Source organism: Myxococcales bacterium, assembly GCA_016716835.1.
Classification (GTDB): domain Bacteria; phylum Myxococcota_A; class Polyangia; order Haliangiales; family Haliangiaceae; genus JADJUW01.
In genome coordinates this window covers 98,038-121,276 of the sequence record JADJUW010000003.1, presented here as the reverse complement: position 1 = coordinate 121,276, position 23,239 = coordinate 98,038, and the positions used below count along the sequence as shown (strand labels likewise).

General features: G+C 63.8%; 23 protein-coding genes. 15 read left to right on the top strand and 8 right to left on the bottom strand.

The window, feature by feature from the left end:
* Nucleotides 1-9: 9 nt before the first annotated feature.
* Together IPL79_19280 and IPL79_19275 are read right to left on the bottom strand one after the other, a co-directional pair.
* Nucleotides 10-306, bottom strand: coding sequence for a hypothetical protein (locus IPL79_19280; GenBank protein MBK9073118.1), 297 nt, complete (start codon nt 304-306; stop codon nt 10-12).
* 128 nt (nt 307-434) lie between these two features.
* Nucleotides 435-866, bottom strand: a complete 432-nt coding sequence (locus tag IPL79_19275; GenBank protein MBK9073117.1) for a hypothetical protein — start codon at nt 864-866, stop codon at nt 435-437.
* Nucleotides 867-977: 111 nt separating this feature from the next.
* Here IPL79_19275 and IPL79_19270 point away from each other — a divergent pair, with 111 nt between their 5' ends.
* Nucleotides 978-1,196, top strand: coding sequence for a helix-turn-helix transcriptional regulator (locus IPL79_19270; GenBank protein ID MBK9073116.1), 219 nt, complete (start codon nt 978-980; stop codon nt 1,194-1,196).
* A 249-nt stretch (nt 1,197-1,445) separates the two neighbouring features.
* Here IPL79_19270 and IPL79_19265 read toward each other — a convergent pair whose 3' ends face one another.
* Genes IPL79_19265 through IPL79_19255 form a run of 3 tightly spaced genes read right to left on the bottom strand, consistent with a single transcriptional unit; the run spans nt 1,446 to nt 4,021 of the window.
* Nucleotides 1,446-2,021 (bottom strand): cob(I)yrinic acid a,c-diamide adenosyltransferase, encoded by a 576-nt coding sequence (locus IPL79_19265; protein ID MBK9073115.1) that lies wholly within the window; start codon nt 2,019-2,021, stop codon nt 1,446-1,448.
* A 3-nt stretch (nt 2,022-2,024) separates the two neighbouring features.
* Nucleotides 2,025-3,110, bottom strand: coding sequence for a biotin synthase BioB (gene bioB / locus IPL79_19260; GenBank protein ID MBK9073114.1), 1,086 nt, complete (start codon nt 3,108-3,110; stop codon nt 2,025-2,027).
* Nucleotides 3,111-3,121: 11 nt separating this feature from the next.
* Nucleotides 3,122-4,021 (bottom strand): hypothetical protein, encoded by a 900-nt coding sequence (locus tag IPL79_19255; GenBank protein ID MBK9073113.1) that lies wholly within the window; start codon nt 4,019-4,021, stop codon nt 3,122-3,124.
* Between IPL79_19255 and IPL79_19250 the strand changes: the two genes are divergently transcribed.
* Together IPL79_19250 and IPL79_19245 are read left to right on the top strand one after the other, a co-directional pair.
* The gene (locus tag IPL79_19250; GenBank protein MBK9073112.1) at nt 3,990-4,463 is read left to right on the top strand and encodes an FKBP-type peptidyl-prolyl cis-trans isomerase; all 474 of its coding nucleotides are present in this window, start codon (nt 3,990-3,992) and stop codon (nt 4,461-4,463) included. The genes IPL79_19255 and IPL79_19250 overlap by 32 nt on opposite strands.
* A gap of 12 nt (nt 4,464-4,475) precedes the next feature.
* Nucleotides 4,476-5,249, top strand: coding sequence for a glycerophosphodiester phosphodiesterase (locus IPL79_19245; protein ID MBK9073111.1), 774 nt, complete (start codon nt 4,476-4,478; stop codon nt 5,247-5,249).
* On the opposite strand, the gene IPL79_19240 is transcribed toward IPL79_19245, so the two are convergent.
* Together IPL79_19240 and IPL79_19235 are read right to left on the bottom strand one after the other, a co-directional pair.
* The gene (locus tag IPL79_19240) at nt 5,246-6,154 is read right to left on the bottom strand and encodes a phosphatase PAP2 family protein (GenBank protein ID MBK9073110.1); all 909 of its coding nucleotides are present in this window, start codon (nt 6,152-6,154) and stop codon (nt 5,246-5,248) included. The two genes, IPL79_19245 and IPL79_19240, sit on opposite strands and share 4 nt — an antisense overlap.
* Nucleotides 6,155-6,156: 2 nt before the next feature.
* Entirely contained in the window at nt 6,157-6,477 is a 321-nt protein-coding gene (locus IPL79_19235; protein MBK9073109.1) for a hypothetical protein, read from the bottom strand.
* A gap of 68 nt (nt 6,478-6,545) precedes the next feature.
* On the opposite strand from IPL79_19235, the gene IPL79_19230 reads away from it, so the two are divergent.
* The 9 genes from IPL79_19230 to IPL79_19190 all read left to right on the top strand — a co-directional run bounded on the left by IPL79_19230 (nt 6,546) and on the right by IPL79_19190 (nt 15,442).
* On the top strand, nt 6,546-8,510 hold the full coding sequence (locus IPL79_19230) for a response regulator (protein ID MBK9073108.1): 1,965 nt from the start codon (nt 6,546-6,548) through the stop codon (nt 8,508-8,510).
* A gap of 82 nt (nt 8,511-8,592) precedes the next feature.
* Entirely contained in the window at nt 8,593-9,237 is a 645-nt protein-coding gene (locus IPL79_19225; GenBank protein ID MBK9073107.1) for a hypothetical protein, read from the top strand.
* 85 nt (nt 9,238-9,322) lie between these two features.
* The gene (locus tag IPL79_19220) at nt 9,323-10,312 is read left to right on the top strand and encodes a hypothetical protein (protein MBK9073106.1); all 990 of its coding nucleotides are present in this window, start codon (nt 9,323-9,325) and stop codon (nt 10,310-10,312) included.
* Between the two features lie 33 nt (nt 10,313-10,345).
* Nucleotides 10,346-10,942 carry a sigma-70 family RNA polymerase sigma factor gene (locus tag IPL79_19215; GenBank protein MBK9073105.1) on the top strand — a complete coding sequence of 199 codons (597 nt, stop codon included), beginning with the start codon at nt 10,346-10,348 and terminating at the stop codon, nt 10,940-10,942.
* The gene (locus IPL79_19210; protein ID MBK9073104.1) at nt 10,929-11,381 is read left to right on the top strand and encodes a zf-HC2 domain-containing protein; all 453 of its coding nucleotides are present in this window, start codon (nt 10,929-10,931) and stop codon (nt 11,379-11,381) included. The genes IPL79_19215 and IPL79_19210 overlap by 14 nt, the downstream gene beginning before the upstream one ends.
* 31 nt (nt 11,382-11,412) lie before the next feature.
* Nucleotides 11,413-12,348: an ABC transporter permease gene (locus IPL79_19205; GenBank protein MBK9073103.1), complete on the top strand. Its 936-nt coding sequence runs from the start codon at nt 11,413-11,415 to the stop codon at nt 12,346-12,348.
* On the top strand, nt 12,345-13,217 hold the full coding sequence (locus IPL79_19200) for an ABC transporter permease (protein ID MBK9073102.1): 873 nt from the start codon (nt 12,345-12,347) through the stop codon (nt 13,215-13,217). The genes IPL79_19205 and IPL79_19200 overlap by 4 nt, the downstream gene beginning before the upstream one ends.
* Before the next feature lie 27 nt (nt 13,218-13,244).
* On the top strand, nt 13,245-13,580 hold the full coding sequence (locus tag IPL79_19195) for a Rieske (2Fe-2S) protein (GenBank protein ID MBK9073101.1): 336 nt from the start codon (nt 13,245-13,247) through the stop codon (nt 13,578-13,580).
* Nucleotides 13,580-15,442, top strand: coding sequence for a hypothetical protein (locus IPL79_19190; GenBank protein MBK9073100.1), 1,863 nt, complete (start codon nt 13,580-13,582; stop codon nt 15,440-15,442). Before IPL79_19195 ends, IPL79_19190 begins: the two co-directional genes overlap by 1 nt.
* 493 nt (nt 15,443-15,935) lie before the next feature.
* Here IPL79_19190 and IPL79_19185 read toward each other — a convergent pair whose 3' ends face one another.
* Nucleotides 15,936-18,707 (bottom strand): insulinase family protein, encoded by a 2,772-nt coding sequence (locus IPL79_19185; GenBank protein ID MBK9073099.1) that lies wholly within the window; start codon nt 18,705-18,707, stop codon nt 15,936-15,938.
* A 149-nt stretch (nt 18,708-18,856) separates the two neighbouring features.
* Here IPL79_19185 and IPL79_19180 point away from each other — a divergent pair, with 149 nt between their 5' ends.
* The 3 genes from IPL79_19180 to IPL79_19170 are packed head-to-tail and all read left to right on the top strand — an operon-like array spanning nt 18,857 to nt 23,110.
* Nucleotides 18,857-19,927 (top strand): agmatine deiminase family protein, encoded by a 1,071-nt coding sequence (locus IPL79_19180; GenBank protein MBK9073098.1) that lies wholly within the window; start codon nt 18,857-18,859, stop codon nt 19,925-19,927.
* A complete protein-coding gene (gene aguB / locus IPL79_19175) occupies nt 19,924-20,808 on the top strand; it encodes an N-carbamoylputrescine amidase (protein MBK9073097.1) in 885 nt (294 codons plus the stop codon). The genes IPL79_19180 and aguB overlap by 4 nt, the downstream gene beginning before the upstream one ends.
* A gap of 31 nt (nt 20,809-20,839) precedes the next feature.
* A complete protein-coding gene (locus tag IPL79_19170) occupies nt 20,840-23,110 on the top strand; it encodes an ATP-dependent RecD-like DNA helicase (protein MBK9073096.1) in 2,271 nt (756 codons plus the stop codon).
* The last annotated feature ends 129 nt before the right edge of the window (nt 23,111-23,239 follow it).

Sequence of the window (23,239 nt, the reverse complement as noted above, 5' to 3'; positions counted from 1 at the left end):
CAGACAACTTTACTGGCAAATGCTGAGCATCTGCTCCTGGTCTTGGCTGCAGTCGCACGCAGAGTTTGATGACGTCGCGGAAGGCACATCGTTGAGGCAGATGAGCCAGTCGTCGATGGCTTCGATGCAGGAAGTTGAACCCGCGGCTTTAATTTCCCGGCACGCCTGGTTCATTTCCCCTTCGCTATACTCATAATCGGTCTGAAGATCGTAGAACGAGCATCCCGCTTCATAGTAGTGACTGAATGCTTGCTGGCAACTTGGCGGCTCGTCTTTAGCGCATGCGGCCAGCAGGCTCGTCGTCACTAGAACGGCTTTACAAAGTATCGATATGCGACTGGTCATGATTATCTTTCTCGGCACAATGCCGGGTCAATGATGTGCTTGCGACCGCGCTATGGCCGTGATTGCTTTAGCGGCGCTCGGTCAGAATTTTAGTACGAGCTGCTGTCTTCCTCTGAAGCACCGACGGCCGTGCCCAATACCACGACGGCAATTAGCAGCCCCCAACCTATAATGCGGCCGGTCTTCACCTTGGAGTTGTGCGCATCTCGAGTGACGGCCATGCGCGCGCAAGCCCCCGAGGCCACATCTTGCTGATACGTCGGATGCTGAGGGTGACAAGCCTCCGGCGGATATTCTTCGCACGTAGAACTTCCGCTCGCGAACGTTCCATATTTCGTCGATCTTGCGTAGCCACCGCTGCTGCAATCCGTTCGATAGCCACGCGGCGCGGGGATATAGGAACCGCATCCTAAACCCATCATCGCCAACGTCGTCGCAATAACCAATTTCGCCGAAGCGAAGCGACCAGCCATGCCTATCGTCTTTTTCGATTTCTTTGTCGATGCTTGCATATTCGTCATCCCCACCTTCCGTTCACTTAACAATACTAAGCAACTTTCAACGATATACCTATATTTGACGTATGATTAAATGACGTATTACTATGTAGTTATTGAGATTACCTTCATCCGATGGCGGCGACGCTATCGAGCAAATTTGGCAAGCGCTGCAAGGCGCTGCGCAACCACGCTGGTCTGTCGCAGCTCGACATGGTGCGCCACCACGACTTCTCGCTGTCGCACTATCAAAAAATCGAACGCGGCGACTTAGATCCACGGCTGTCCACCATCACCAAGATTGCCAAGGCCTTCGGCGTTTCCCTCGCCGAGCTTATGCGCGAGCTGGAGTGATCACATCGCACAGGCGGGTGATCCTGCATTTTGGGGCATACTGCCCGGCGCAACCACAAATGAGCGAACATTTGTCACGAGCGGCGCGCTAAATCTTCGTTTCGGACCCGTCACGAGGTTCTGTAACGTGGCCAATGTTTCGTAAATGCCGCGACCGAGTGAGAGGCGTCGCGAGCCCTGCGAGCAGCCGTGGGGCCGTAAACGAAGGATTTAGAGCGACGCGACGCGAAAAATAATAAGCGAGAAAACCTACGGGGACTTGCTCGGCGTCCACAGCGGCTCGGGCTCGCCGTCTTTCATGGCGCACCAGCGGCCGAAAACGAAGAGCGCATCAGAGAGGCGGTTGAGATACGGCAGCGCGAGCGGGCCGAGGTCGTAGCCGGCGCCGACTTCGACGACGATGCGCTCGGCGCGGCGGCACACGGTGCGTGCGAGATGAAAATACGACGATGCCCAACCGCCGCCCGGCAGCACAAAGCTCTTGAGCGGCGGCAACGCGTCGTTGAGCGCGTCGATGTCGGCCTCGAGCTGGTCTATATTGCTCTGCTGCACGCACGGCAGCTTCTTGCGAAATTCTGGATCCGGCGTGGCGAGCTCGGCGCCAAGGTTAAATAGCTCGTTCTGAATGCGTTGGATGATCGGCAGCAAATGATCCCCCGCGGCCGAGGCGCCAAGCGACGTGCGAACCAAACCGAGCACGGCGTTGAGCTCGTCGACGGTGCCATAGCACTCGATGCGCGGCTCGTTTTTTGGCACGCGGTCGCCGCCAATCAGCGAGGTTTGTCCCTCGTCGCCGCCCTTGGTATAGACCTTGTCGATGCGCATGCCTTACACCGCGTCCGACTTGGCGCCTGGCCTTGACACGGGTGCCATCGGCAAGCGTGGCCGCGCGGGCGTATGCTTCATGGCGTCCGGATCGGCCTCCATGACCTCGCCGCCGACCATCTCGATGACAAAGCCAGCATCTTTAATCATCTGGTGATCGGCCACGACGCTAGCCCCGTCGGTGGTGAGGTAGCCCTGGGTAAACAGCGAGTTCGCGGGATATAGGGCCATCACGCCAAGGCTGCGCAGCACCGTCTCGCGGCCACCTGCGATGCGCAAATCTGCCTTGGGATGGACAAAGCGAAACATGCACAAGGCGAGCAAGGCGCGCACTGGATCGAGCCGCTCCATATGTTCGAGCGGTGTGCCGGGTCGCGGATCGAGCAAATTAATCGGCATCGAGTCGACGCCCAAATCGCGAAGCGCAAAGGCAAGGTCGAGCACGTCGTCTTGCGATTCGCCTAGGCCAACAATCCCGCCACAACACGTCTCCATGCCGGCCTTGCGCGCGATCTGCACCGTCGCGACGCGGTCTTGCCAGCTATGCGTGCTGACCATCTTGTCGTAGTAGCGCTCGCTGGTTTCAAGATTGTGATTAAACCGATCGACGCCGGATGCCACCAAGCGCTCAGCCTTGGCCTCTGTGAGCAGGCCGAGCGAGGCGCAAATATCAATTTTCATCTCGGCTTTGATCTGCCGGGTCGCCTCGCAGATGGTGTCCAAATCGCGCTGCGACGGCCCTCGCGTCGCGGTGACCATGCAGTAGCGCTTGGCCTTGGCGGCGTGCGCACGCCGGGCTCCGGCCACCAACGCTTCGACGCTCTTCATCGGTGCCTCGCCGCCGGGGCTGCCATTCTTAGACGACTGCGAGCAAAAGCCGCAATCCTCAGGGCAGGCACCGAGCTTGGCGTTTTCTAAGACGTGAATGTGCACGCGCCGATCAAAGTAGGCACGGCGCACGGTGAACGCGGCGTCGATCACCGCCAGCAATTCGTCCGCGGGTGCGTTCAGCACGGCCTGCGCTTCGGCTCGCGAAATCGTGCCGTCAGCCAGCGTTCGTTGCGCTAGCGCCATCCAAGTTTGCGTCATTTGACGCGACGTTAGCGCCGGCCCGACAGATCGGCAATGGCGCTTTGCATCTTGAATTTACGATGCTGATTGTTTTGCGTGCCTTCGAGCGTGCTGTGCAGCGTGTACCGGGTACCGCTTGACGCAGGCACGATCGCCGGCACCTCAATAAAGATCGATGCGCCCGGCAAGATGGTCCGCGTGCTCGTCACCGACATGAGCTGCGAGAAAAACGTGTCTGGCTCGCCGCGATCAGGCGCCGCTTCCAGCACGGCATTTTCCGACTCGATGCGATACGACAGCTTGCTGAGAATCAGCGGGACGCTGGTTGGATTGGCGACTTCGAGAAAAAGGGTGATGGGCTCCATTGGCGCCGAGCTGCCCTCCACGCCGACGACGGCCATGCGTGGTTCACGCACGGCGCTGACACATGCACCCACAGCCATCGCGACGACCATCGCCAAGGCGAGGGGCCGGAGGGAGGATGTACGAGCGTGCGCAGCAGTCATGGTTAGTTGGTCCTTATTGCGAAAGTTGTGCCGCGGCGCAAGACGTTTGACGACCTGATTGAGCGGAGATCTAAGCGTTTGATTCTCTTGTAAATAGTCTAAAATTACGGAATCCAGAAGCCAATTCACTTTTGCCCCATCGGCGTTTCGTTCACACCCGTTGGAAAATTGTGTGAATCGGGGGTCACATATAAGTGACGGATTGCCTTCAAGACGAAGGCTGTAAGGTAGCACCATCGTCTCAAAACGCCAGTTTTTGGCCGCGTCACGTTGCCACCATGTCGGACCACCGCCCACGCCGCGCGCTGGGGCCGGCGTAAGGCTTGACGAGAATTCATTCGCCGCGGCGCCGCCGTGGACGCGCCCTTCGCGGATGCGGTAGCGTGAGCCGGTGAAGATTGAAAAAGGGAAGCGCGTGCGCATGCGGGTCCACCTCTCGGTGGTTGGCGGCGACACGCTTGAAAAGGCGACCGTCGAGTACGTCCAGGGGAGCGGCAAGATGCTGCCGGGGCTTGAGCGAGAAGTCGTGGGCCTATCCGCGGGCGGTAAAAAAACCGGGGTGATCACCGCGGCCAACGGGTTTGGCGATCCCGCGCACAGCCCACAGAAAAAAATGAACAAGTCGGACTTCCCTGCCGGCACCGAATTTTCCGTGGGGTCTCGCTTTACCGCCAAGGGCGAGGGCAATGGCGCCGACATTGTGCTGCAGGTCATGCGCGTCACCACGACGGATGTCGAGGTGCGCCTGATGCATCCGCTGGCGGATAAAGATCTCCATTTTGATATCGAGGTGCTCGCGGTCGGCGAGCCTAGCGCACCGCCGCCACCCATGCCCGCTGCGGCCATCAAGCTCGAAGACGCGTAGGCGCTGGTGGGTATGCGGCACCCGCGACGCATCTACGCCCACCGCGGCGCGTCGCGAGCGCTGCCCGAGAACACCCTGCCCGCGTTTGCGCGCGCGCTTGCGGCCGGCGTCGATGCGCTTGAAACCGACGCCCACCTAACCCGCGACGGCGTGGTGGTGTTGCATCACGATCCTTCGGCCTTGCGCATGGCTGGCGTTGCGGCGCGGTGGCGCGAGGTTGATCTTGCCACCGCGCGATCGTTCAACGTCGGCGCCAAGTTTCGCGATGCCGAGGGCCAGCCGCTGGCAGAGGAGTTTTCGATCCCGACGCTGCAAGAAGCGCTCGCGGCGTTTCCGACCACGCGCCTTAACATTGATCTAAAGCAGCACGACCACGCGATGGTGGCGGCCGTGCTGGCGACGGTGCGGGCGGCGCACGCTGAAGATCGCGTGACCCTGGCGAGCTTTCATTGGCGCACATTGCTCGCGGCGCGACGCGCTGGCTTTGCGGGCGAGACGGCCTTGGCGTCGGCCGAGGTGGTGCTCGCCAAGCTCTTGCCAGGCGCGCTATGGCGGCGCCTGCCCTACGTTGCCACCGCGGCACAAATTCCGCGTCGGCAAGGTCCGCTGCCAATCGCGACGCCCGGGTTTATCGCGAAGTGCCACGCGCTTGGCATGCGCGTCGACATCTGGACCGTCAACGATGCCGCCGAGGCCACGGCGCTGTTCGCGCTCGGCGCCGACGGCGTGATGACCGACGTGCCGGAAATGCTGATGCCGGCGCTGCGCCGCGCGGAACCAAGCTAATACGAGCCCGAAATGGCAATAATCGTCGCGCGATGATGATCGCCCGCATCCGGCACGACGTCTACGGCGGTAACGCGCGGGCCTGTGCGCGATGCCGTGCGCCCATGCAGCAAATACGTGAGCCCGACGCCAATGGCGGTGCCAACCGCGGCGCCAGTGAGTACATCCGTGGCGTAATGTTTATCGGCAGCCAGGCGCAAATAGCCTGTGGTGCCCGCCACGGCGAGCCCGGTCCACATCCACGGCGCGGCCTTGTAGCCGCGCAAGGTTGCGATGGTGGCCGCCGACGCCGCGATGCTAAAGCTCGTCGACGCGTGGCCGGAAAAGAATGACAGCGTGCCGTCCGGTGAATCTGCCACGGCGTCGGGGCCTTGCGCGTGCACGAAGGGGCGGTGCCGCCGCGCCGACACCTTGACCAGCTGAGTGACGGCGCGCGTAACGGCGACCGCCTGCCCCATGATGACCACGTCGTGCCACGATTGCGAAGCGGTCGCGCCCTGCAGCTGGCCAAGCCATACCAACGCGCCCCCAGCGAGCAGCGGGATCGCCGCTTGCGATACATCGCTGAGGGTCGCGGCGCGTGCGGTATTGCGCCAGCGCAGCCCACGCCCAGCGCGATCGAAGCCATTTAGCGTATCGACGCGGTTGCCATCGGCGTCGGTGCCGTAGTCGCACCAACGACACGGCGGCGTGCGCTGCGCCAAGGTGTATTCAAGACCCAGGTCGACCGCAACCGCCGCGGCGAGCAGGGTCCAGTCACGTGCCGGGGCAAAGGCCAATTCGTAGGGTGCCCCCGGCGCCGAATCAGCGACCGCGTCCGCCAGCCCGCGCGGCGTCACCACGCTCGCCACGCTCATCACTGATGCCAGCGCGATCGCAAGCGACGTGAGGCGTCGGCGCGGCATGTTCATTTCGCGGGGCCGTCGATGTAGCTGACGTACGCCGGGCACTGCATCGCCATCAAGCTCGTCAGCGACTCGTCTTCGGCATAGATAAACGAGCACTCGTCGACGCACACGCTGCGCGCCATGGCGCCGCCGCAGGCAATGTACTTGTCGCAGGCATTTTGGCAAAGGCCGCGCGAGCTGCCCGCCGCCGCCGTATCGCCACCGCCGCTGCCGCTGGTGCGCCTTGCGGAGCCGCCCGCGCGACACCCGAGATTGGCGGTAGCTAGCAACAATAGCGCGGCCACCGCGCCGAGCAGCGAAGGCAAGATTCGTCGGTTCACCGGCAAATTCTAACGCAGGCCTGCCGCAATTACCCCAAGGCTCGGCAAATTCGCACTACCATCGCGCCATGGAGCCTACTGAGTCGGACCTGCGGCGGTTGTTCGCCCACGCGCCGATCGGCATTTATCGCAGCACCATCGACGGGCGCTTTCTCTACGCCAACGATGCGCTGGCCGCCATGCTCGGCTACGCAAACGCGGCGGAATTGCTTGCGCTGCGCATGCAGGCCGATCTCTACGTGGATCCGCGCCAACGCGGCCCGCTCGTCGAACGCTACCTGAGCGCCGGCCGCGTCGATGGCGTCGACGTCCGCTGGAAGACAAAATCCGGCGAGGCGATTGATGTCCGCGTATTTGGCATCTCGGTCACCGACGACGAGGGCCTCGGCTTTGACGGCTACGCCATCGACATCACGGCGCAACGGCGCGCCGAAGAGGCCTTGCGCGCCTCCCGCGTCGAGGCAAACCGCAAAGACACCGTGCTCGACCTGTTGCTCAGTGAACTGCCCGCGCTAATCTGGGTGATCGATGCCGAGCTGGTCATCACCTCGGCCAGCGGCCGCGGCGTGTGGGAGCTAGAGGCAAACTCGCGCTATGGCTATCGCGAAACCGGGCACAGCAATCCCGCGTTGGCGATTAACGCGAGCGCGAATTCAAGCGGCAGCCTGCGCGCCTTCGTGCCGGGGCAGCTGGACGGCAAACATGTCGGCGCGACGTCGCTTTTTGGCGACAAGGCCGTCGAGCATCACAAGGCGGCGCTCGCTGGCGCCGTGGTCCCATTTGAGATCGTGCACGGGGACGCGATCTATGCCGCCACGCTGGCGCCACATCGAGACGATCACGGCGACATCGTCGGCGCCATTGGCACCGCGGTCGATGTGACGAGCATGCGCCAGCTCGAGCGCAAGATGGAGCACGCTCAACGCGCCGAGAGCCTGGGGCTGCTCGCCGGCGGGGTCGCTCATGACTTTAACAATCTCTTGGTTGCCATGCTCGGCAACGCCGACTTGGCACTGCGGGAGCTGCCGGCCGAGGTGGCGGGCCGCGGCGCGGTCGCGAACATTCAAATCGCGGCCTTGCGCGCCGCTGATCTGACGTCGCAGCTCTTGGCGTTTGCGGGCGGCGGCAGCGGCCAACGCACGAGCGTCGAGGTCACGGCCGTGGTCGAGGAGCTTGCCGCGCTGCTCCGCGGCGCCATGCCACCTTCGATTGAGATCTCGGTGCGCACCGAGGCCGGGGCCTTGCCCGTGCTCGCCGATGCCTCGCAGCTGCGTCAAGTCGTGCTGAATTTGGTGACCAATGCGCGCGACGCCATGGTCGATGCGCGCACCCCCGGCACCATCGCCATCACCGTGCGCTCGGTAGCGCTCAGCGACGCCGCGCATGCCGATGACGTGATTAGTCCGATTATCGGACAATATACCTGCATCGAGGTTGCCGATAATGGGCCCGGCATGAGCCCCGCGGTCAAGCAACGCATCTTCGAACCCTTTTTCACCACGAAGTCACAAGGGCATGGCCTTGGCCTGGCGGCCATGCTGGGCATCGTGCGTGATCATGGGGGTGGCATTCGCGTGCGCAGCGCCCCCGGCAAGGGCAGCCAACTTGCCGTATTTTGGCCGGTGGCAATGCCCCCGACCTCGGCGCAAACATCGCGAGCGGCGACCATTCTAATTGTCGACGACGATCCTATGGTCGCCGATGTACTGGCCAGCATGTTGCACGAGCTTGGCCACCGCGCGGTCGTGATCAATGACGGCACCGCCGCGATCGCGTACGTGGCGAACGCGGCCAACGAATTTGCCTGTATCATTGTTGACCTCACAATGCCCGGCATGTCGGGGCGACAGGTCATCGATCAAGCGCGCGCGCTGCGCCCCAAGCTGCCGATCATTGTATGTAGCGGGTACGACCGCGATCACGGCGCACCGCTTGAGGCGTATGGCTATCTTCGCAAGCCGTTTCGCATGGCGCAGCTGGAGGCGGTCTTGGCGCCCATCGTGGCCCGGCTTGGCCTGGACGCGGCCGAGTAGGCCAAGCCGGACGCCGGCGGCGAGACGTAAAGGTCCGATTGCAGGGCGCGCGCGTTGGCCGCGACCTTGCAACACCTCGCGCATGAGCCCCTCAGCGCATTGTGTTGCGAATCCTAAGGCGTCATCAATCTTGGCGCTCGTCGACGACGATGATCGTGCCGCCGCCCTGCATTTTGTGGCGCACGCCAAATTGGGGCGATGGCGCACCATTAGACGCCGCGCGCTGATCAAGCAGTATGGCCTCTCGGAGGCGTCAGCGCGTCGCATCGAGGCGGCGATGCACCTGGCGCGCGAATTAATGGCGACGCAGAAACCGCCGGCGTTGCATAGCGCCGCGGACGTCGCCGCGCTGATTACGCCGCTCTTGTTTGGCGACGAACTTGAGGCGGTCTGGATCATCGGGGTCGATGCCGGGGGGCACCCCATTGAGACCACCTGCGTCGCGCTCGGCACCGCCAATGCGGTCGCGGTCCTGCCCAAAGACGTCTTTTCCGTGCTGCTGCGGGTTGGCGCGACGGCAGGCTTTCTGGTCCACACCCATCCCTTTGGCGAGGCGCACGCCAGCCCAGCCGATTTGCTTGCCCTTCGCCAGCTAGTTGCCGTAGGCGATCTGATCGGCATCCCTATTTCGGACATGGTCGTCGTCGCGCCGGATGGCTACTGCTCGGCGCTCGAGCAGTGGATGGAGCGCGCCGAAATTGACGAATTGGCACAAGAGGTGCCCTAGCGGTCGCACTGCGAACGCGACGCGCGTGCCGGATTTTTTGGGCAGGTTTCTTGCCCCGATCGGCCGAGCTTGGGACATTGGGGCCATGTTCGATTTACGGGTAGCTTGCGATGATCGCGCCTCGGTTGGTGGGAGAGCCTCGGGCATGGGCGCTCCGCGTTCGCGCGCCGCCGGCGCATGGCTGGCGCTTAGTGTGGTGGGTTTGACGCTGGGCGCCGCTACCTCAGTCGTGGCCGATCCCGTGTTTGCTCGCGCCTCAGCCCGCGACCTCGCGCTGGGCGAATCGCTACGTGCCGCGGCGGTGGGCACGATGTCGCCCGAATTAAATCCCTCGGGCGTGGCCTTGACCAATGAGCTGACCGTCCAAGTCGACTACGGCTATTTTAAGGACGCAAAAGGATCGGCCTTTCGTGGCGCCGTCTGCGACTCGACGACGCCGATCGCCGGCTGTGTGTATTATCGCTATGGCGCCGGCGATCTGCCGGGCGAGCTTTCGCACAGCGCCCATACGTCGGGCGTGACGCTTGCCAAGCGCTTTGGCTTGGCCTCGATCGGGATCGCGGGGAAGCGCATTTGGTACAGCGGGGGCAACGCGAGCGGCGATTTCAAGGCGCTCACCATGGACGCCGGGATCACGCTCGCGCCAACGCCGGTGCTCGCGGTTGCCGGCTATGGCTACAATCTCGCCGGCAACAATAACCTGCTCCAGCGCGAGGTCGGCGGCGGCTTGGCTATTAAGCCAAACGACATGTTCACGCTCGCCGGCGATGCGCGGTGGAACGTCGACGATCACAGCGGCGACGGCACCTTCGGCGGCGGCGCGGAGGTGTTTTTGGCCAGCAGCGACAAGGCCTCGGGCTACGCGCTGCGCGGCGGCATGCTGCACGTGCAACAGGAATCCACGACCTATTTCACCGGCGGCATCGGGTTTGCCAACCTCAAAATGGGCATCGACCTCGCGCTGCGCAAGGCGACCTCCGGGGGCGAGGCCAGCACCGGCGAAGACCTGCAAGTGATGATAAGCATTCGCATCTACGGCCCGCGCGGGGACGCCTCGGAGGGCGGGGGAACCTAAGGCACCTCACGGGTGTCAGCAAAGCCTCAAGCCATGAGCCAAGAGCGTACCGACGCGCCCGCGGGCGACGACCCAGATACGGCGCTCGTGGCCCAGCTGTTGCGCCGCGACGAGCAGGCTTTTCGCGCGCTCATCGCCCGCTATCGCGACCGGCTCTACAACGTCGCGCTGCGCATGCTCGGCGACACCGCCGAGGCTGAAGACCTGACGCAAGAGGTATTCATTACCGTGTTCAAGAGCATCGACACCTTTCGCGGCGAGGCCAAGTTGTCGACCTGGCTGTACCGCCTGACGATCAATCATGCCAAGAATCGCGTCAAGTACCTGGCGCGTCGCCATGATCGCCAACATGATCAAATCGACGATGCCCATGCCTCGCTGCCGGCGCACGGCGCGGCCTCGCCGGACCAAGTCTTGGAGCGTGCGCGCATGGACGTTCGGCTCGAACAAGCCGTGCGCCGGCTCGACGACGATCAACGCCTGCTCGTGATCTTGCGCGACGTTGAGGAGCTGTCGATCGAAGAGATTCGGCAGATTACGGGCCTGGTAGATGGCACGATCAAATCCCGCCTGCATCGGGCGCGGCTGGCCCTGCGCAAATATTTGGAGGACTATCATGAGCCAAAATAACGGCGAGGCCCTAACGCACGAGGACGTCGAGCTGCGCTACGACGACTACGACGAGGGCACCTTGCCGCCGCACGAGCGCGCCCGCGTCGACGCCCACTTGGCGGGGTGCGGCGTTTGCGCCGCCCTCTATCGCGATCTGGGCGCCACGGCCGCTGCCTTGGGCGCGCTGAAGTCATCTGCGCCGACGACGATCGGTACCGCGATCGAGCAATCACTTCACGATCGATCCGGCGGCCGATTTTTTTCGGCGCGAGCCGATGGGCCCTTGGCGCGTTGGTTCTTCGGTGGACCGGGCCTCATCGTGGCGCTCGTCATTATGCTGGCGATCGCAGCCCTCGTGTATTGGCTGTCGGCCTCGCCAACCGGCACGCTGGCACCGCCACGCCGAGCGCCCGCGGTGGCACCGGCCGAGCGGATTGTACCGGCCGCGCAAGATTGACATCGAACCTCATTCTCGCGACCTTTATGGCGTGACCCTCGGGGCGTTTCTGTTGCGGCGGTTGGCGCTGGGGACGATATCCGTGCTCGGGGTCAGCCTGCTGGTATTTTTGTTCTTGCACCTCGTTCCCGGCGATCCGGTCGATCAGTTGGCCGGGGGCGAGGCCACGGTCGATCAACGCAAGCGCATTGAAGACTGCATGGGCCTGAAACTCAGCATGCCGCGCCAATTTGCGCGGTTTGTCGGCCACGTCGCGGACGGTTCGCTCGGCAATCAGTGCCGCAACATCCCGGGTGATACGACGGTTGGGGCGCGCATCGCCGAGGTCTTGCCCTACACGATGGAGCTCGCGTTTGCCGGGCTGCTCGTGGCCCTGGTGCTCGCGCTGCCACTTGGCATCATCGCGGCGATTTCGCGCGGCACGTGGATCGATACGCTGGCCTCGGTCACGTCGCTCGTTGGGATCTCCTTGCCGATGATGTTGCTGGCGCCGCTGCTGCTGTATTGGTTTTTTGTCGAGTTTGGCGTGGCGCCGGGCCCCAGCGAAACCGGGCTGGCAGCGCTCGTCTTGCCAGCCTGCGCGGTGGGGCTGCAGCTCATGGCGATGCTGTCGCGCATGACGAGATCGTCGATGATCGAGGTGCTCGGCGAAGACTATGTTCGCACCGCCAAGGCCAAGGGCCTAAGCCGCGGCGCCGTGCTTGGACGTCACGCCCTGCGCAATGCCATCACGCCGGTGCTGACCGTGGCAGGCTTGCAATTTGGCGCGCTGCTCTCGGGATCGATCATTGTCGAGCAAGTCTTTGCGCGGCCTGGCCTTGGCACCTTGCTCCTCGACGGCATTAATGAACGCAACTATCCGGTGGTGCAGGGCTGCGTCTTGGTGATTGCCTGCATCTACGTCGGGGTAAACATCTTGGTCGACATGAGTTACGGCCTGGTCGATCCGAGGATTCGGCGCGCATGACCGCCCCTGCTAGCATCGCGCTCCCCACGCCGGGCTCGACCTTGACGACGCGCTTGTCCCCCAGCGGTTGGCTAGGGCTTGGCATGCTCTTAACATTTGTCCTGGCGGGGATCTGGGGCCCATGGATCGCGCCGTACTCGCCGACGGCGATCGCGCTCGAGGCGAGGTTCTTGCCGCCATCCGCGGCGCATTGGCTCGGCACTGATAAAAATGGCATCGACACGCTTTCGCAGCTCTTGTGGGGCGCGCGCAGCGCCTTGCTCATCAGTGGCATCGTCGTGATCTGCTGCGCGGCAATTGGCGTGACCATGGGCGCGATGGCCGGATATTTTCGCGGGTGGGTCGACGACGTCATCATGCGCGTCGTCGATATCTTGCTGGCGTTTCCTGGCATCTTGCTTAACATTGCCCTGGTGGCCGCGGTGGCCAAGCCAGGGCTTTGGATGGTCATCGGCGTGCTGATCGTCAATGGCTGGGTCGGCTATGCCCGCGTGGTGCGTGGCCAAACGCTGAGTGTCCGCGAACGCGACTACGTGGCGGCGGCGCAAGCCATCGGCGCCACGCCGGCGCGCGTGATTGGGAGGCACATCGTGCCGAATCTGCTCGCGCCGGTGCTGGTGCAGATGACGTTTGGCTTTGGTGGCGTCATCTTGGTCGAGGCCGCGCTGTCGTTTTTGGGGCTCGGGCCGCAGGTTGACTACACGTGGGGCGCCATGCTCGACCAAGGACGCACCTTTTTATGGCGCGAGGGATTTTTGCACTACATCTTGGCGCCCGGGCTCGCGATCACGTGGGTGGTCGTCGGCGCCAACTTACTAGGGGATGGTCTGCGCGACTGGCTAGACCCACGAAGTGATCGGCGCGCCTGACGCGATGCCGCGCTTACCTACGCCATCATGATGAAACCCGCCTATTTCGCGCCCCTGACCGCGTTTGATCGCGACGACCAAGTCGTACGGTTTATCGCGGAGCTCGGGGTCCGCGTCTTGGTCGCGCGTGCCGACGGTCAATGGTACGCCTGCGTCGCGCGCTGTCCACATGGCGACGTCGAACTCGGCGACCAACCCTTGCGTGGCACCAACTTAACCTGCGGCGGCCACAAGTACCAGTTTGATCTTCGCACGGGCATGTGCACGCATACCCGGCATTTGCGCCTAACCATGCTGCAGGCCCTGATCGACGGCGATTCTATCTTTGTCCGGTTTGCGCCACATGCTAGCGTTGCGCCGTAATGGCAACGTCTGCGACGGCTCGGCCGCCCTCCGCACGCTGGGACGCCTCACTCGCGATCGTAGCGCTCGCGCTTGGCGTTGCCAACATCGCTTGCGGCGTGCGCGCGCCCGCCGGCGTGCACGGCTCGGCGCGCCGCATAGAGGCGACCGCGCCGGCGTATTCGCTAATTTCGTTCCGTGTAGACGCGTACCACGTGCGCCTGGACCTCGATCCGCAGGCGACAAGCTTTGGTGGCGAGATCGAAGTGCTCGCCACGATCGCCGGCGGCGGCGATACGTTTGAGCTGCACGGCGACCAACTTGAAATTGTCAGCGGCAAGCTCGACGCGGGCGAGGCCACGTGGCGGCTCACCCCGCTCGCACCGGGGCCACCGGCGCGCGAAGCAATGGTTCGGCTACGCCTCGTGGCCGAAGCAAACGCCGCCGGCGAACCCGCGGCGCTCCCCGCGCACCTCGTCGGTCAGCAGGTGGTGCTTCGCCTCGCTTATCGTGGCGCCTATCGCACCGACGATGGACTTTTCACGCGGCGCCTTGGCCATGATGCCTTCGTTTTTTCCGATCTGGAGCCGCGGGGCGCGCGGCGCATGATGCCAATTGTCGATCGACCCGACGTCAAGGTGCCGTGGACCGTCGAGCTCGACGTGCCACCTGGGATGCCAGCCTACGGCAATGCTCCCGAGCGATCGCGCACGCGCTTGGCGAATGGTCGAGATCGTGTGGCGTTTGATCCGACGGCGCCGTTGCCCAGCTACCTCTTCGCGGTCGCGGTAGGCCCTTTCGTCGAGGTGCCCGTGCCAAACGCGCCGCGGCCGACGCGATTTCTATTGCCCGCGGACCACGCAGGGAAGGTCGCGGCAGCCGTCACCGTGCTGCCCGAGATCATACGGGCGGCCGAGCAGTTCGTCGGCATGCCCCTGCCGTATCCCAAGCTTGATTTTATCGGCGTCCCCGATTTTAACGGCAGCGCGATGGAAAACCCAGGCCTCGTAACGTTTGACGTATCGGCGCTCGCGCCCACAGGTGACGGCGCGATGCCTCCGCGCGAACCCATCTCGCAACACGTCGGCATCATCTTGGCGCACGAAGTGGCCCATCTGTGGTTTGGCGATCTGGCAACCCCACGTGATTGGCGAGATTTGTGGTTCAATGAGGGGTTTGCAACCTACGTATCTTATCGCGTGCTCGATGCCGTATTCCCGGCGTGGGAAATAGGGCGCGACAAAATCGCGGCGCGGCGCGCCCCTGAAGCGATCGACCAGCTGATCGGCGCTCAACCCGTGCGGCCCGCGTCCGTAGCCACCCCCGAGCTGCTGTTTACGCCGATCACGTACCTCAAGGGCGGCGCCATCATTGAAACAATTGCCGCCGCTGCGGGCCATGAGGCATTTATGACCGCCATGCGCGAGGTGCTCCTGGCCCATGAGCATCGCAACGTGCACGGCGACGATGTCTTGCTCGCGATGGCGCGTGTGCTGCCCCCTTTGTTTGGCGACGAGGCCGCGCGCGTCGCCATGGTCACCGAACTCTTTGAAAAATCGGGGCTCACCGAAATCGCCATCTCCACGCGCTGCACCGCCGCCAACGACAACGCCGTCATCGTCGAGTCTACCAAACAGGTCGTTGCGCGCTTCCCGCTATGCCTGCGCATCGGCGACGCCTCCGGTAGCTCGCGCACGTGCCTTGCGCTTACCCAGCGCGTCGAAATCCCCACCAAGGGCTGCGCCCGCTACGCGTTGCCCGCAGGCGGCGAGGGCTACCTCCGCTTCACGCTGTCGCCTAAACTGCGCCAAACCACGACGTTAGCGCTCACCGAGCTAACCCCGCGCGAACAATTCACCGTCGACCACGCCGCACACAATTAGCGCAATCCCTCGCACCATGTCGCGCCGGGCCACCGGCCTTTATGGGGCCGTGGCCGGCGCATGGACTGAGTGTTTCCCGTTGTGCCAACCGCAACCACAAACGCCCCCTCCCAGAGCGGTTCGCGAAACATGCTCAATCGCAAATCGCAGAGCGTTGCCTGCCACATGTTCGGATCAGAGCGTTTCGCGAGGGCAAAGCAGTTGCTTGCGCAAGGCACGATGTCCCTCCCGAGCGCAAGGCGTCGTGAGCAGAGCGAATAGCTCGTGCGCCGCCCCAAGCGTTTCGCGGTTGGATGCGAAGGGCTGAGTGTGCAGCCCGGGGGCGCGAGGAGGGAGGTTGGTGGTTCCAACTGACCGACGAGCAACGCCGGGATGCGCGCTCAGAACCAGCAGCCAGCCGCGAGTTGCTTGGGACGGCACACGACAGCGATGAGACGAAGCATGTGGTCGGGTGCCGCGACCATGCCCGAAGCATGTGTCGCGCACCGCGACCTTACTCGTACGACGGTTCGACGAATTTCATATCGGTGATGCCAGCGCCCTTAAACGCTGCCTCAAGCGTCGCCTTGTCGGCGAGCAGCACGATGACTTCGTGCTCTCGCTTGAGATCGCTCACGATCAATGCCTTGACCTGCGCGGGTGACATGGCCGCCACCTGCTGCAGGTAAGTATTGTAGTAGCCGACGCCGAGGTTGAAGCGTGAAACAAAGCCTAGGCGCCCCAGCAACACGGAAGACACCGTCGACTCCGACAGCAGGCCATTGATCAGCTCGCGTCGCGCGCGAACAAATTCAACGTCGAAATTTTCGCCGCGGCGCAAGGAGTCAACGGCGTCCCGCATCGCCGCGAGTGATTCGCCACCGCGCGCCGCATCCACCGTGCCACCCATAAAGTAGGCGGTCGGCCCAATCGCGGTCGCCTTGTAGCCGTAAACGCCATAGGTTGAACCAAGGCGGGTACGAATATCGCCGAGGCGATTATTGATCATGCGAGCCAACACGGCGCGCGCCGCGCCAAGGCCATCGACACCCGCGGGCGCTGGGTAGGCAATGTTGACCGTCAGCTGCGGCGACTCCTTGCCAATCACGCCGACGAACTCGGGCGCGGTGCGCGTGCGCATAGTCGGCGCGATGGGCGCATCTTTGCCGCCCGTGCCCCAGCGCTTAAACGCCTTGGAAATGATGCGCTTGGCCTGCTTGGGCTCAAAGCGGCCGGTCACGATGAGCGTGGCATTGGCCGCGGTGTAGTGCCTTTCTTTGAACTTCATCAGCGAGGTCTTGTCGATTCCCGAGAGATTTTTGGGCATGACCACGCCGTTCACCGTGTACGGATGCTCGGCTCCGTAGAGGGCCGTAAATAGCTGGCGCTGCATTTCGGTTTCCTCTTGCGTTGAGGCCCGGGTAAACGAGTCGCGCCGGCTCTTGAGCGCGCGATCGATGCTCTCTTGGTTGTACTCCCCCGCCTTGACGATGCGCTCGAGGCCATTGATGATCACGTCGAGGTAGATATTGATCCCCCCCGAGCGGCACACCGTGTGATCACCATCCGATTCGCAACCGATGTCGATGCCGGCCGCATAAATCGCCTCGGCGTCCATCGGCAGGCGCAGGAAGCGCGCGGCCGAATCCGCCAACAGCGGTGCCGCATGCGCGTCGCCGACATCAAACGTCAAGCTCGCCGACACCACCGGCATCGCCTCAACTGGCAGCAGCACCACGCGCATGCCGTTTTTTAGCGTAAAGCGCTCGGCGCCGGCCAAGAGCTTGAGCTCGGTCGCAACCTTGATCGGGCGCTTGGCTTCGGCGGGATCGTAGTCGGTGACCACGCGCTTGTCGTGCGACTTGGTGGTGAACTTTAGCTCCGAGCGCTTGTCGCCCTTGAGGCCCTCTTTGGTCGCTTCGAACACCACGACCTTCATCTTGTCGGGGTCGAGGTATTTCTTGATCGCCGAGGCCACGCGGCCGCCGTCGAAGCGCTCGATGCGCTTGAACTCATCGAACAGATATTCCTCGGTCGAGCCGAAGTTGATTTGCTTGTTGAACTGGATGATTTCGGCCACTGTGTTGGTGCGGCTACCCAGCTCTTCCAGATTTTGCACGACGCCCGCTTTGGCGCGGGCTTTCATGTCTTGGATTTGCTGCCAGGAGCCTTCGTCGAAGCCGCGATAGGCCGACGCCGCCGCCTTGCGCGCGAACTCCGTGGCTTCGCCGAGGCGCCCGGCGCTCTTGAGCTCGACGACGATCGCGAACATAGGCGCCAACTTGCCGCCAAGGAACATCGGGTAGACGCCCGATGCAAAGTCGTACTCTTGTGCCTTGCGTGCCACGCCAAAGAACGCGCTGTTGATACCAAACATGACGTCCTCGCCCTCGGCGGTGGTGCCGTTGGGCAGAGGCCACGCAAAGGCGACGAGGTTGCGCTCGGTGTCGAGCTTGTGAGTCACCTTGCCCGGCGAGGCAGCCACGACGGGCACCGCAATCGGCGGCGCCGGCTTGCGCGCGGGAATCTTTTCGAAGTACTTGCGGATAAAGCCCACCGTCTCGTCAACATCGACGTTGCCCGCGATGACGATCGTCGCGTTGGACGGAGTATAATATTTCTCCATGAACTCGCACACGGCGGGCATGGTGATGTTTGTAAGCTGCGCGTCGTTGCCGCCGATTGATTCGCGATACGGGTGGCCCTCGGGATAGATGGCCGCAAGCGTCAGCGGCATGATGAGCCCTTCGGGCGAGCCGCCGCGTTGGCGAATTTCGTTGCGCACGACCTCGCGCTCGCGCTCGAACTCCTCAACCGAGGTGGTCTTGCAGCCCCAGTACAGGCGCAGCGCTTCGATTTTGAGCAAGGCCGAGACCAGCTCCTTGCGGCCCTGGGTCATGTAGTGGGTAGTGTCCCAGTTGGTGTAGGCGTTAAAGCCCGACGACAACGTGGCAATGGACTGAAACAGCGGCGGCGAATCTGCGCCATCGGGGCGCGTCTGAAACATCATGTGCTCGACGAGGTGTGCCAGGCCCGCCATGCCCTTGGGGTCGTTGCGCGAGCCGACGTCATAACGGACGTCTACCTCGACCAACTCGGTGGTCTTGTCGGGGATGATGACAAAGCGCAGGCCGTTGCTCTCGAGCACGCCGCGCTTTTCGGCGTAGGTAAACGTGAACTTTGGATTGCTAGGGGCGCACGAACCGACCGCCACCGCGGTCGCCAGCAAGATGGCAACGCCTGCGACACGAGGCTGCCCATGGCGCCGAAAAAAGGGTTTCTTCATGGGCGCGATATTGACCGAGCAGGGCCTGCTTGCAAGGCAAAGGCAAAATATTCTGCTGACAGGAGATGGCGCCGTGCGGCCCGAGGTCGCGCGGGGCCTAAGCCTACGAAATGAATTTAGCTCAGGCTCATTTCATGGTAACCGAGGCCATGCGCGGATTTGCCATGCCAGCCGAATGGACCAGGCACGACGCGGTCTGGACGGCCTGGCCCTACGCCGACGAGCAATGGGGCGAAGGCCTCGCTGCGCCGCAGCGTGCGCTGATGGAAATGTGCCGCGCCATTGTCGATATGGATGCAGGCGGGCAGCCGCGCGGCGAGCGCGTCGAGCTGCTGGTGCGCCATGCCGACGATGAACACGCGGCGCGCGCCCTGCTCGGCAACGCTGCCCTCGGGGTGCGTTTTCATCATTGGGCCTATGGCGACGTGTGGCTGCGCGACACCAGTGCCATCTTTTTGCAGGCGCGCGGCGCCGGCGGCATCGAGCAACTGGCGGCGCGCTTTCGCTTTGACGGCTGGGGCGGCAAGTACGTCATGCCTGGTGATGCCGAGGTGTCGGCCGCCGTCGCGCAGGCGTCGGGTTACGAGGCGGTGCAATTTGATTTCGTGCTCGAAGGCGGCGCGGTCGAGGTCGATGGCGTCGGAAACATCATGACGACCAGGCAATGCCTGCTGGATGGCGGCCGCAACCATCGCGGGCTGGGCATGCCGCTCGGCGAGGCGGCCCTCAATGCGCGCCTTTGCTATGCCCTGGGCGGCGACAACGTGATCTGGCTCGGCGACGGCCTGCTAAACGATCACACCGATGGCCACATCGACACCATCGCGCGCTTCGTCGCGCCGGGCGTCGTGGCGTGCATGGAACCGGCCGACGACGATCCGAACCGCGACGCCCTGCGCGCGATCATCGCCGCGCTGCGCGTGGCAACCGATACCCACGGGCGCAAGCTCGAGGTGCTCACGGTGCCGTCGCCCGGCGCCGTGCGCGATGCCGCGGGCGCGCTGCTGCCCGCGAGCTACATGAACTTCTACGTCGCCAACACCGTGGTCGTGATGCCGACCTATGAGTCGCGTCACGACGACGCCGCGGTTGCCGCGATCGGTGCGATGTTCAAGACCCGTCGCGTCGTCGCGCTGCCTTGCAAGCCGGTAGTCATCGGCGGCGGCGGCTTTCATTGCACGACGCAACAGCAACCCTCTATCAGCGAGAGCCGCCCATGACCACGCAACCCACCGTCGCCAAGACCTCCGGCACCGTCGGCGTCGCCGCGCTGCAACTCGCCCTTGGCGATGAGCTCGGCGAGAATATCGCCAACGTCACCGCGCTGGCGAGGAGGGCGCATGCGCAGGGCGCGCAGATCATCTTGCCACCCGAACTCTTCGAAGGCCTCTATTTCTGCCGAGGCCAGCGCGAGGAAGACTTTCTGCGCGCGCGTCCGGTGGACGGACATCCGACCATCGCCCACTTTCAGGCGCTCTGCCGCGAGCTCGGCATCGTGATGCCAATTTCGTTTTTTGAAAAAGATGGGCCGGCCTATTACAATTCGGTCGCGGTGATCGATGCCGACGGGGCGCTGCTTGGCGTCTATCGCAAGAGCCACATTCCCGACGGGCCTGGCTATCAGGAGAAGTTCTTCTTTCGTCCCGGCAACACCGGGTTTATGGCGTTTGCCACCCGCTACGCCACCATCGGCGTCGGCATCTGCTGGGACCAGTGGTTCCCCGAGTGCGCGCGCGCCATGGCGCTGCTCGGCGCCGACCTCCTATTTTACCCAACCGCCATCGGCAGCGAGCCGGAAGAGCCCGACTTCGATAGCCAGGCGAGCTGGCAGCGCGTGATGCAGGGCCACGCCGTCGCGAACCAGGTCGGCGTCATCGCGGCAAATCGCATTGGCGTCGAGGGCGAGGCCGGAAATAGCATCGGTTTTTACGGCAGCTCGTTTGTGTGCAACCAACGCGGCGACATGCTCAGCGAGCTAGGCCGTGAGGCGCCGGGCGTCGCGCTGGCAACATTTGACCTCGCGGCGCTGCAGCGCGCCCGCGCCAGCATGGGTTTTTTCCGCGATCGCCGCGGCGAGCTGTACCAACCTTTAACGCGTTAGCACGCCCCCGCGCGCCGCCGATTGCCTCATCATGGAAACCGACGCTGCGCCCAACCAAGTCACGCTGGAAGGCACGATCGCCAAGATCGTGTATCGCAACGAGGACTCGCAGTTCGCGGTGGCGCGCCTGCTGCCCGCGCCGCAGAGCACGAAAACCGGACAACTCGCCAGTGGCCTGGTGACCATCGTCGGCCAGCTCGTCGGCATGACCGAGGGCTCGAGCTGGCTGGTGCGCGGCGAATGGATCACGGACAAGAAATTCGGCCGACAACTCAAGGTCGGGAGCGCCCACCCGCGCGCGCCCGAAACCCTTGACGGCATCGAAAAGTTTCTCGGCTCGGGGCTGATCCCAGGTATCGGCGGCGAGATGGCGCGTCGTCTGGTGGAGGCCTTTGGCTTTCAGACGCTCGAGGTCATCGGCAACCAGCCAGCGCGGCTGACCGAGGTTTCGGGGATTGGCGCGGCGCGCGCGGCGAGCATTGCCGAGGCCTGGCAGACTCACCACCACGTGCAAGACGTCATGGTGTTTTTGCGCGGCCACGGCGTGTCGGCGGCGTTTGCCGGCCGCATCATCAAGCAATACGGCCGCGAGGCAATGGCGATCGTGCGCGCCAATCCGTATCGGCTGGCGATCGACATCTGGGGCATTGGCTTTCGCACCGCGGATGGCATCGCGCAAAAGATGGGACTTGCCAAGGACGCGCCGGCCCGCCTCGAGGCGGGGCTCTTGCACGTGGTCGGCGAATCGCTCGAGGATGGCCATGCGCACCTGCCGCGCGCCGAGTTGCTCGAGCGCGGCCGCGAGCTGCTGGTGGTGGACGTCGACAAATTGATGCCGGCCATGCAAACGCTCGTGGCGACTAAGCTGCTCGTCGAGGAGCTGCTGGGCGATCGGGGTTGGTGCGTGTCACTGCCCGCCGCGCACGAGGCCGAGGTCGCGGCTGCGCAGGCGGTGGCGGTCCTCGCGAATACCGCGACGAGTCGCAAGCCCGTGGATGCCGCCGAGGCCATCGCCGCCTTTGAAGCGGCCGCGGGGGTGCAGCTTGCCGGCCAACAGCGCCGGGCGGTGGAGGCGGCCTCCAACGAAAAGCTTGTCGTAATCACCGGCGGCCCTGGCGTTGGCAAGACGACGATCGTCAAGGCAATTTGCCACCTCGCGACCAAGCAGTTTCGCCGCCTCGCGCTGGGCGCGCCAACCGGGCGCGCGGCCTTGCGGCTTTCCGAGAGCACGGGCCAAACCGCCGCGACCTTGCATCGCCTGCTCGAATACACGCCGCAGAACGGCAGCTTTGCCCGCAACAAGGACCGCCCGCTCGAGGCCGACGTGGTGATCGTCGACGAGGCGAGCATGATCGATATTTTTGTGTTCGCCGGACTGCTCGCCGCCATCCCGCCCGCGGCGCAGCTCATCTTGGTCGGCGACATCGACCAGCTGCCCTCGGTCGGGCCCGGCGCCATCTTGGCCGATGTCATTGCCAGCGAGGCAGCGGTAGTGGTGCGGCTCACCGAGATTTTTCGCCAGGCCGCCGCGAGCCAAATCGTCGCCAACGCCCACCGCGTCAACGGCGGCCAAATGCCTGAATTTGTCGACCCGCAGACCCCGGGCAACGACATGTATTTTATTAATCGTCCCGAGCCCGCCGCGGTGCTCGACACCATCGTCGAATTGGTCACGCAGCGCATTCCCGGCAAGTTTGGCTTCTCGCCGACCGCCGACATCCAGGTGCTGACGCCCATGCACCGGGGCGAGGTCGGCACCGCGGCGCTCAACAAGGCGCTCCAGACCACGCTCAACCCGGCCGCCACGGCCAAGGCCGAGCTGGTCCGCGGCGACACCACGTTGCGCACCGGCGACAAGGTGATGCAGCTCAAGAACGACTACGACAAGGGTGTCTTCAACGGCGACATCGGCTACATCGATCGCATCGACGCCGATGCCGGCCAGGCACGCGTCATCTTTACCGACGGCCGCATCGCCGACTACGATCGCGCCGAGCTCGACCAGCTCGCGCTGGCCTATGCGGTCAGCGTGCATAAGAGCCAGGGCTCGGAATATCCGGCCGTTGTCATGCCCGTGGTGACGCAGCATTTCATGATGCTGAGCAAGAGCCTGCTCTACACCGCGATGACTCGCGGCAAGCAACTGGTCATCTTGGTTGGCACCGGCAAGGCGATTTCGCTCGCGGTGCGCAACGCGCAAGCGCGGCCACGACATACGTATCTTGCGCCGCGCATCGCGCAGGCGGCTGCGGCCCTGTTAGCAACTGGCAGCCACCTTTGCGATGCCGAGGTCGCGCCTTAGTTCTTTCAGGAAGTTGGCCCAGTCCCGAGATAATTCGTTGACGTGGTTTTCTCGGCGATGCTAGTGTCCCGCGCATTATGAAACAGACCTCGAAGAAGCTCGCGCTCAAACGTCTTTCGATCACAACCT

What these genes read in the sequence shown, in the direction of transcription:
- IPL79_19275 (MBK9073117.1), bottom strand. Translation starts at nt 866, where the DNA reads ATGACGAATATGCAAGCATCGACAAAGAAATCGAAAAAGACGATAGGC.
- IPL79_19270 (MBK9073116.1), top strand. Translation starts at nt 978, where the DNA reads ATGGCGGCGACGCTATCGAGCAAATTTGGCAAGCGCTGCAAGGCGCTG.
- IPL79_19265 (MBK9073115.1), bottom strand. Translation starts at nt 2,021, where the DNA reads ATGCGCATCGACAAGGTCTATACCAAGGGCGGCGACGAGGGACAAACC.
- bioB (MBK9073114.1), bottom strand. Translation starts at nt 3,110, where the DNA reads ATGACGCAAACTTGGATGGCGCTAGCGCAACGAACGCTGGCTGACGGC.
- IPL79_19255 (MBK9073113.1), bottom strand. Translation starts at nt 4,021, where the DNA reads ATGCGCACGCGCTTCCCTTTTTCAATCTTCACCGGCTCACGCTACCGC.
- IPL79_19245 (MBK9073111.1), top strand. Translation starts at nt 4,476, where the DNA reads ATGCGGCACCCGCGACGCATCTACGCCCACCGCGGCGCGTCGCGAGCG.
- IPL79_19240 (MBK9073110.1), bottom strand. Translation starts at nt 6,154, where the DNA reads ATGCCGCGCCGACGCCTCACGTCGCTTGCGATCGCGCTGGCATCAGTG.
- IPL79_19230 (MBK9073108.1), top strand. Translation starts at nt 6,546, where the DNA reads ATGGAGCCTACTGAGTCGGACCTGCGGCGGTTGTTCGCCCACGCGCCG.
- IPL79_19225 (MBK9073107.1), top strand. Translation starts at nt 8,593, where the DNA reads ATGAGCCCCTCAGCGCATTGTGTTGCGAATCCTAAGGCGTCATCAATC.
- IPL79_19220 (MBK9073106.1), top strand. Translation starts at nt 9,323, where the DNA reads ATGTTCGATTTACGGGTAGCTTGCGATGATCGCGCCTCGGTTGGTGGG.
- IPL79_19215 (MBK9073105.1), top strand. Translation starts at nt 10,346, where the DNA reads ATGAGCCAAGAGCGTACCGACGCGCCCGCGGGCGACGACCCAGATACG.
- IPL79_19210 (MBK9073104.1), top strand. Translation starts at nt 10,929, where the DNA reads ATGAGCCAAAATAACGGCGAGGCCCTAACGCACGAGGACGTCGAGCTG.
- IPL79_19200 (MBK9073102.1), top strand. Translation starts at nt 12,345, where the DNA reads ATGACCGCCCCTGCTAGCATCGCGCTCCCCACGCCGGGCTCGACCTTG.
- IPL79_19195 (MBK9073101.1), top strand. Translation starts at nt 13,245, where the DNA reads ATGATGAAACCCGCCTATTTCGCGCCCCTGACCGCGTTTGATCGCGAC.
- IPL79_19190 (MBK9073100.1), top strand. Translation starts at nt 13,580, where the DNA reads ATGGCAACGTCTGCGACGGCTCGGCCGCCCTCCGCACGCTGGGACGCC.
- IPL79_19185 (MBK9073099.1), bottom strand. Translation starts at nt 18,707, where the DNA reads ATGAAGAAACCCTTTTTTCGGCGCCATGGGCAGCCTCGTGTCGCAGGC.
- IPL79_19180 (MBK9073098.1), top strand. Translation starts at nt 18,857, where the DNA reads ATGCGCGGATTTGCCATGCCAGCCGAATGGACCAGGCACGACGCGGTC.
- aguB (MBK9073097.1), top strand. Translation starts at nt 19,924, where the DNA reads ATGACCACGCAACCCACCGTCGCCAAGACCTCCGGCACCGTCGGCGTC.
- IPL79_19170 (MBK9073096.1), top strand. Translation starts at nt 20,840, where the DNA reads ATGGAAACCGACGCTGCGCCCAACCAAGTCACGCTGGAAGGCACGATC.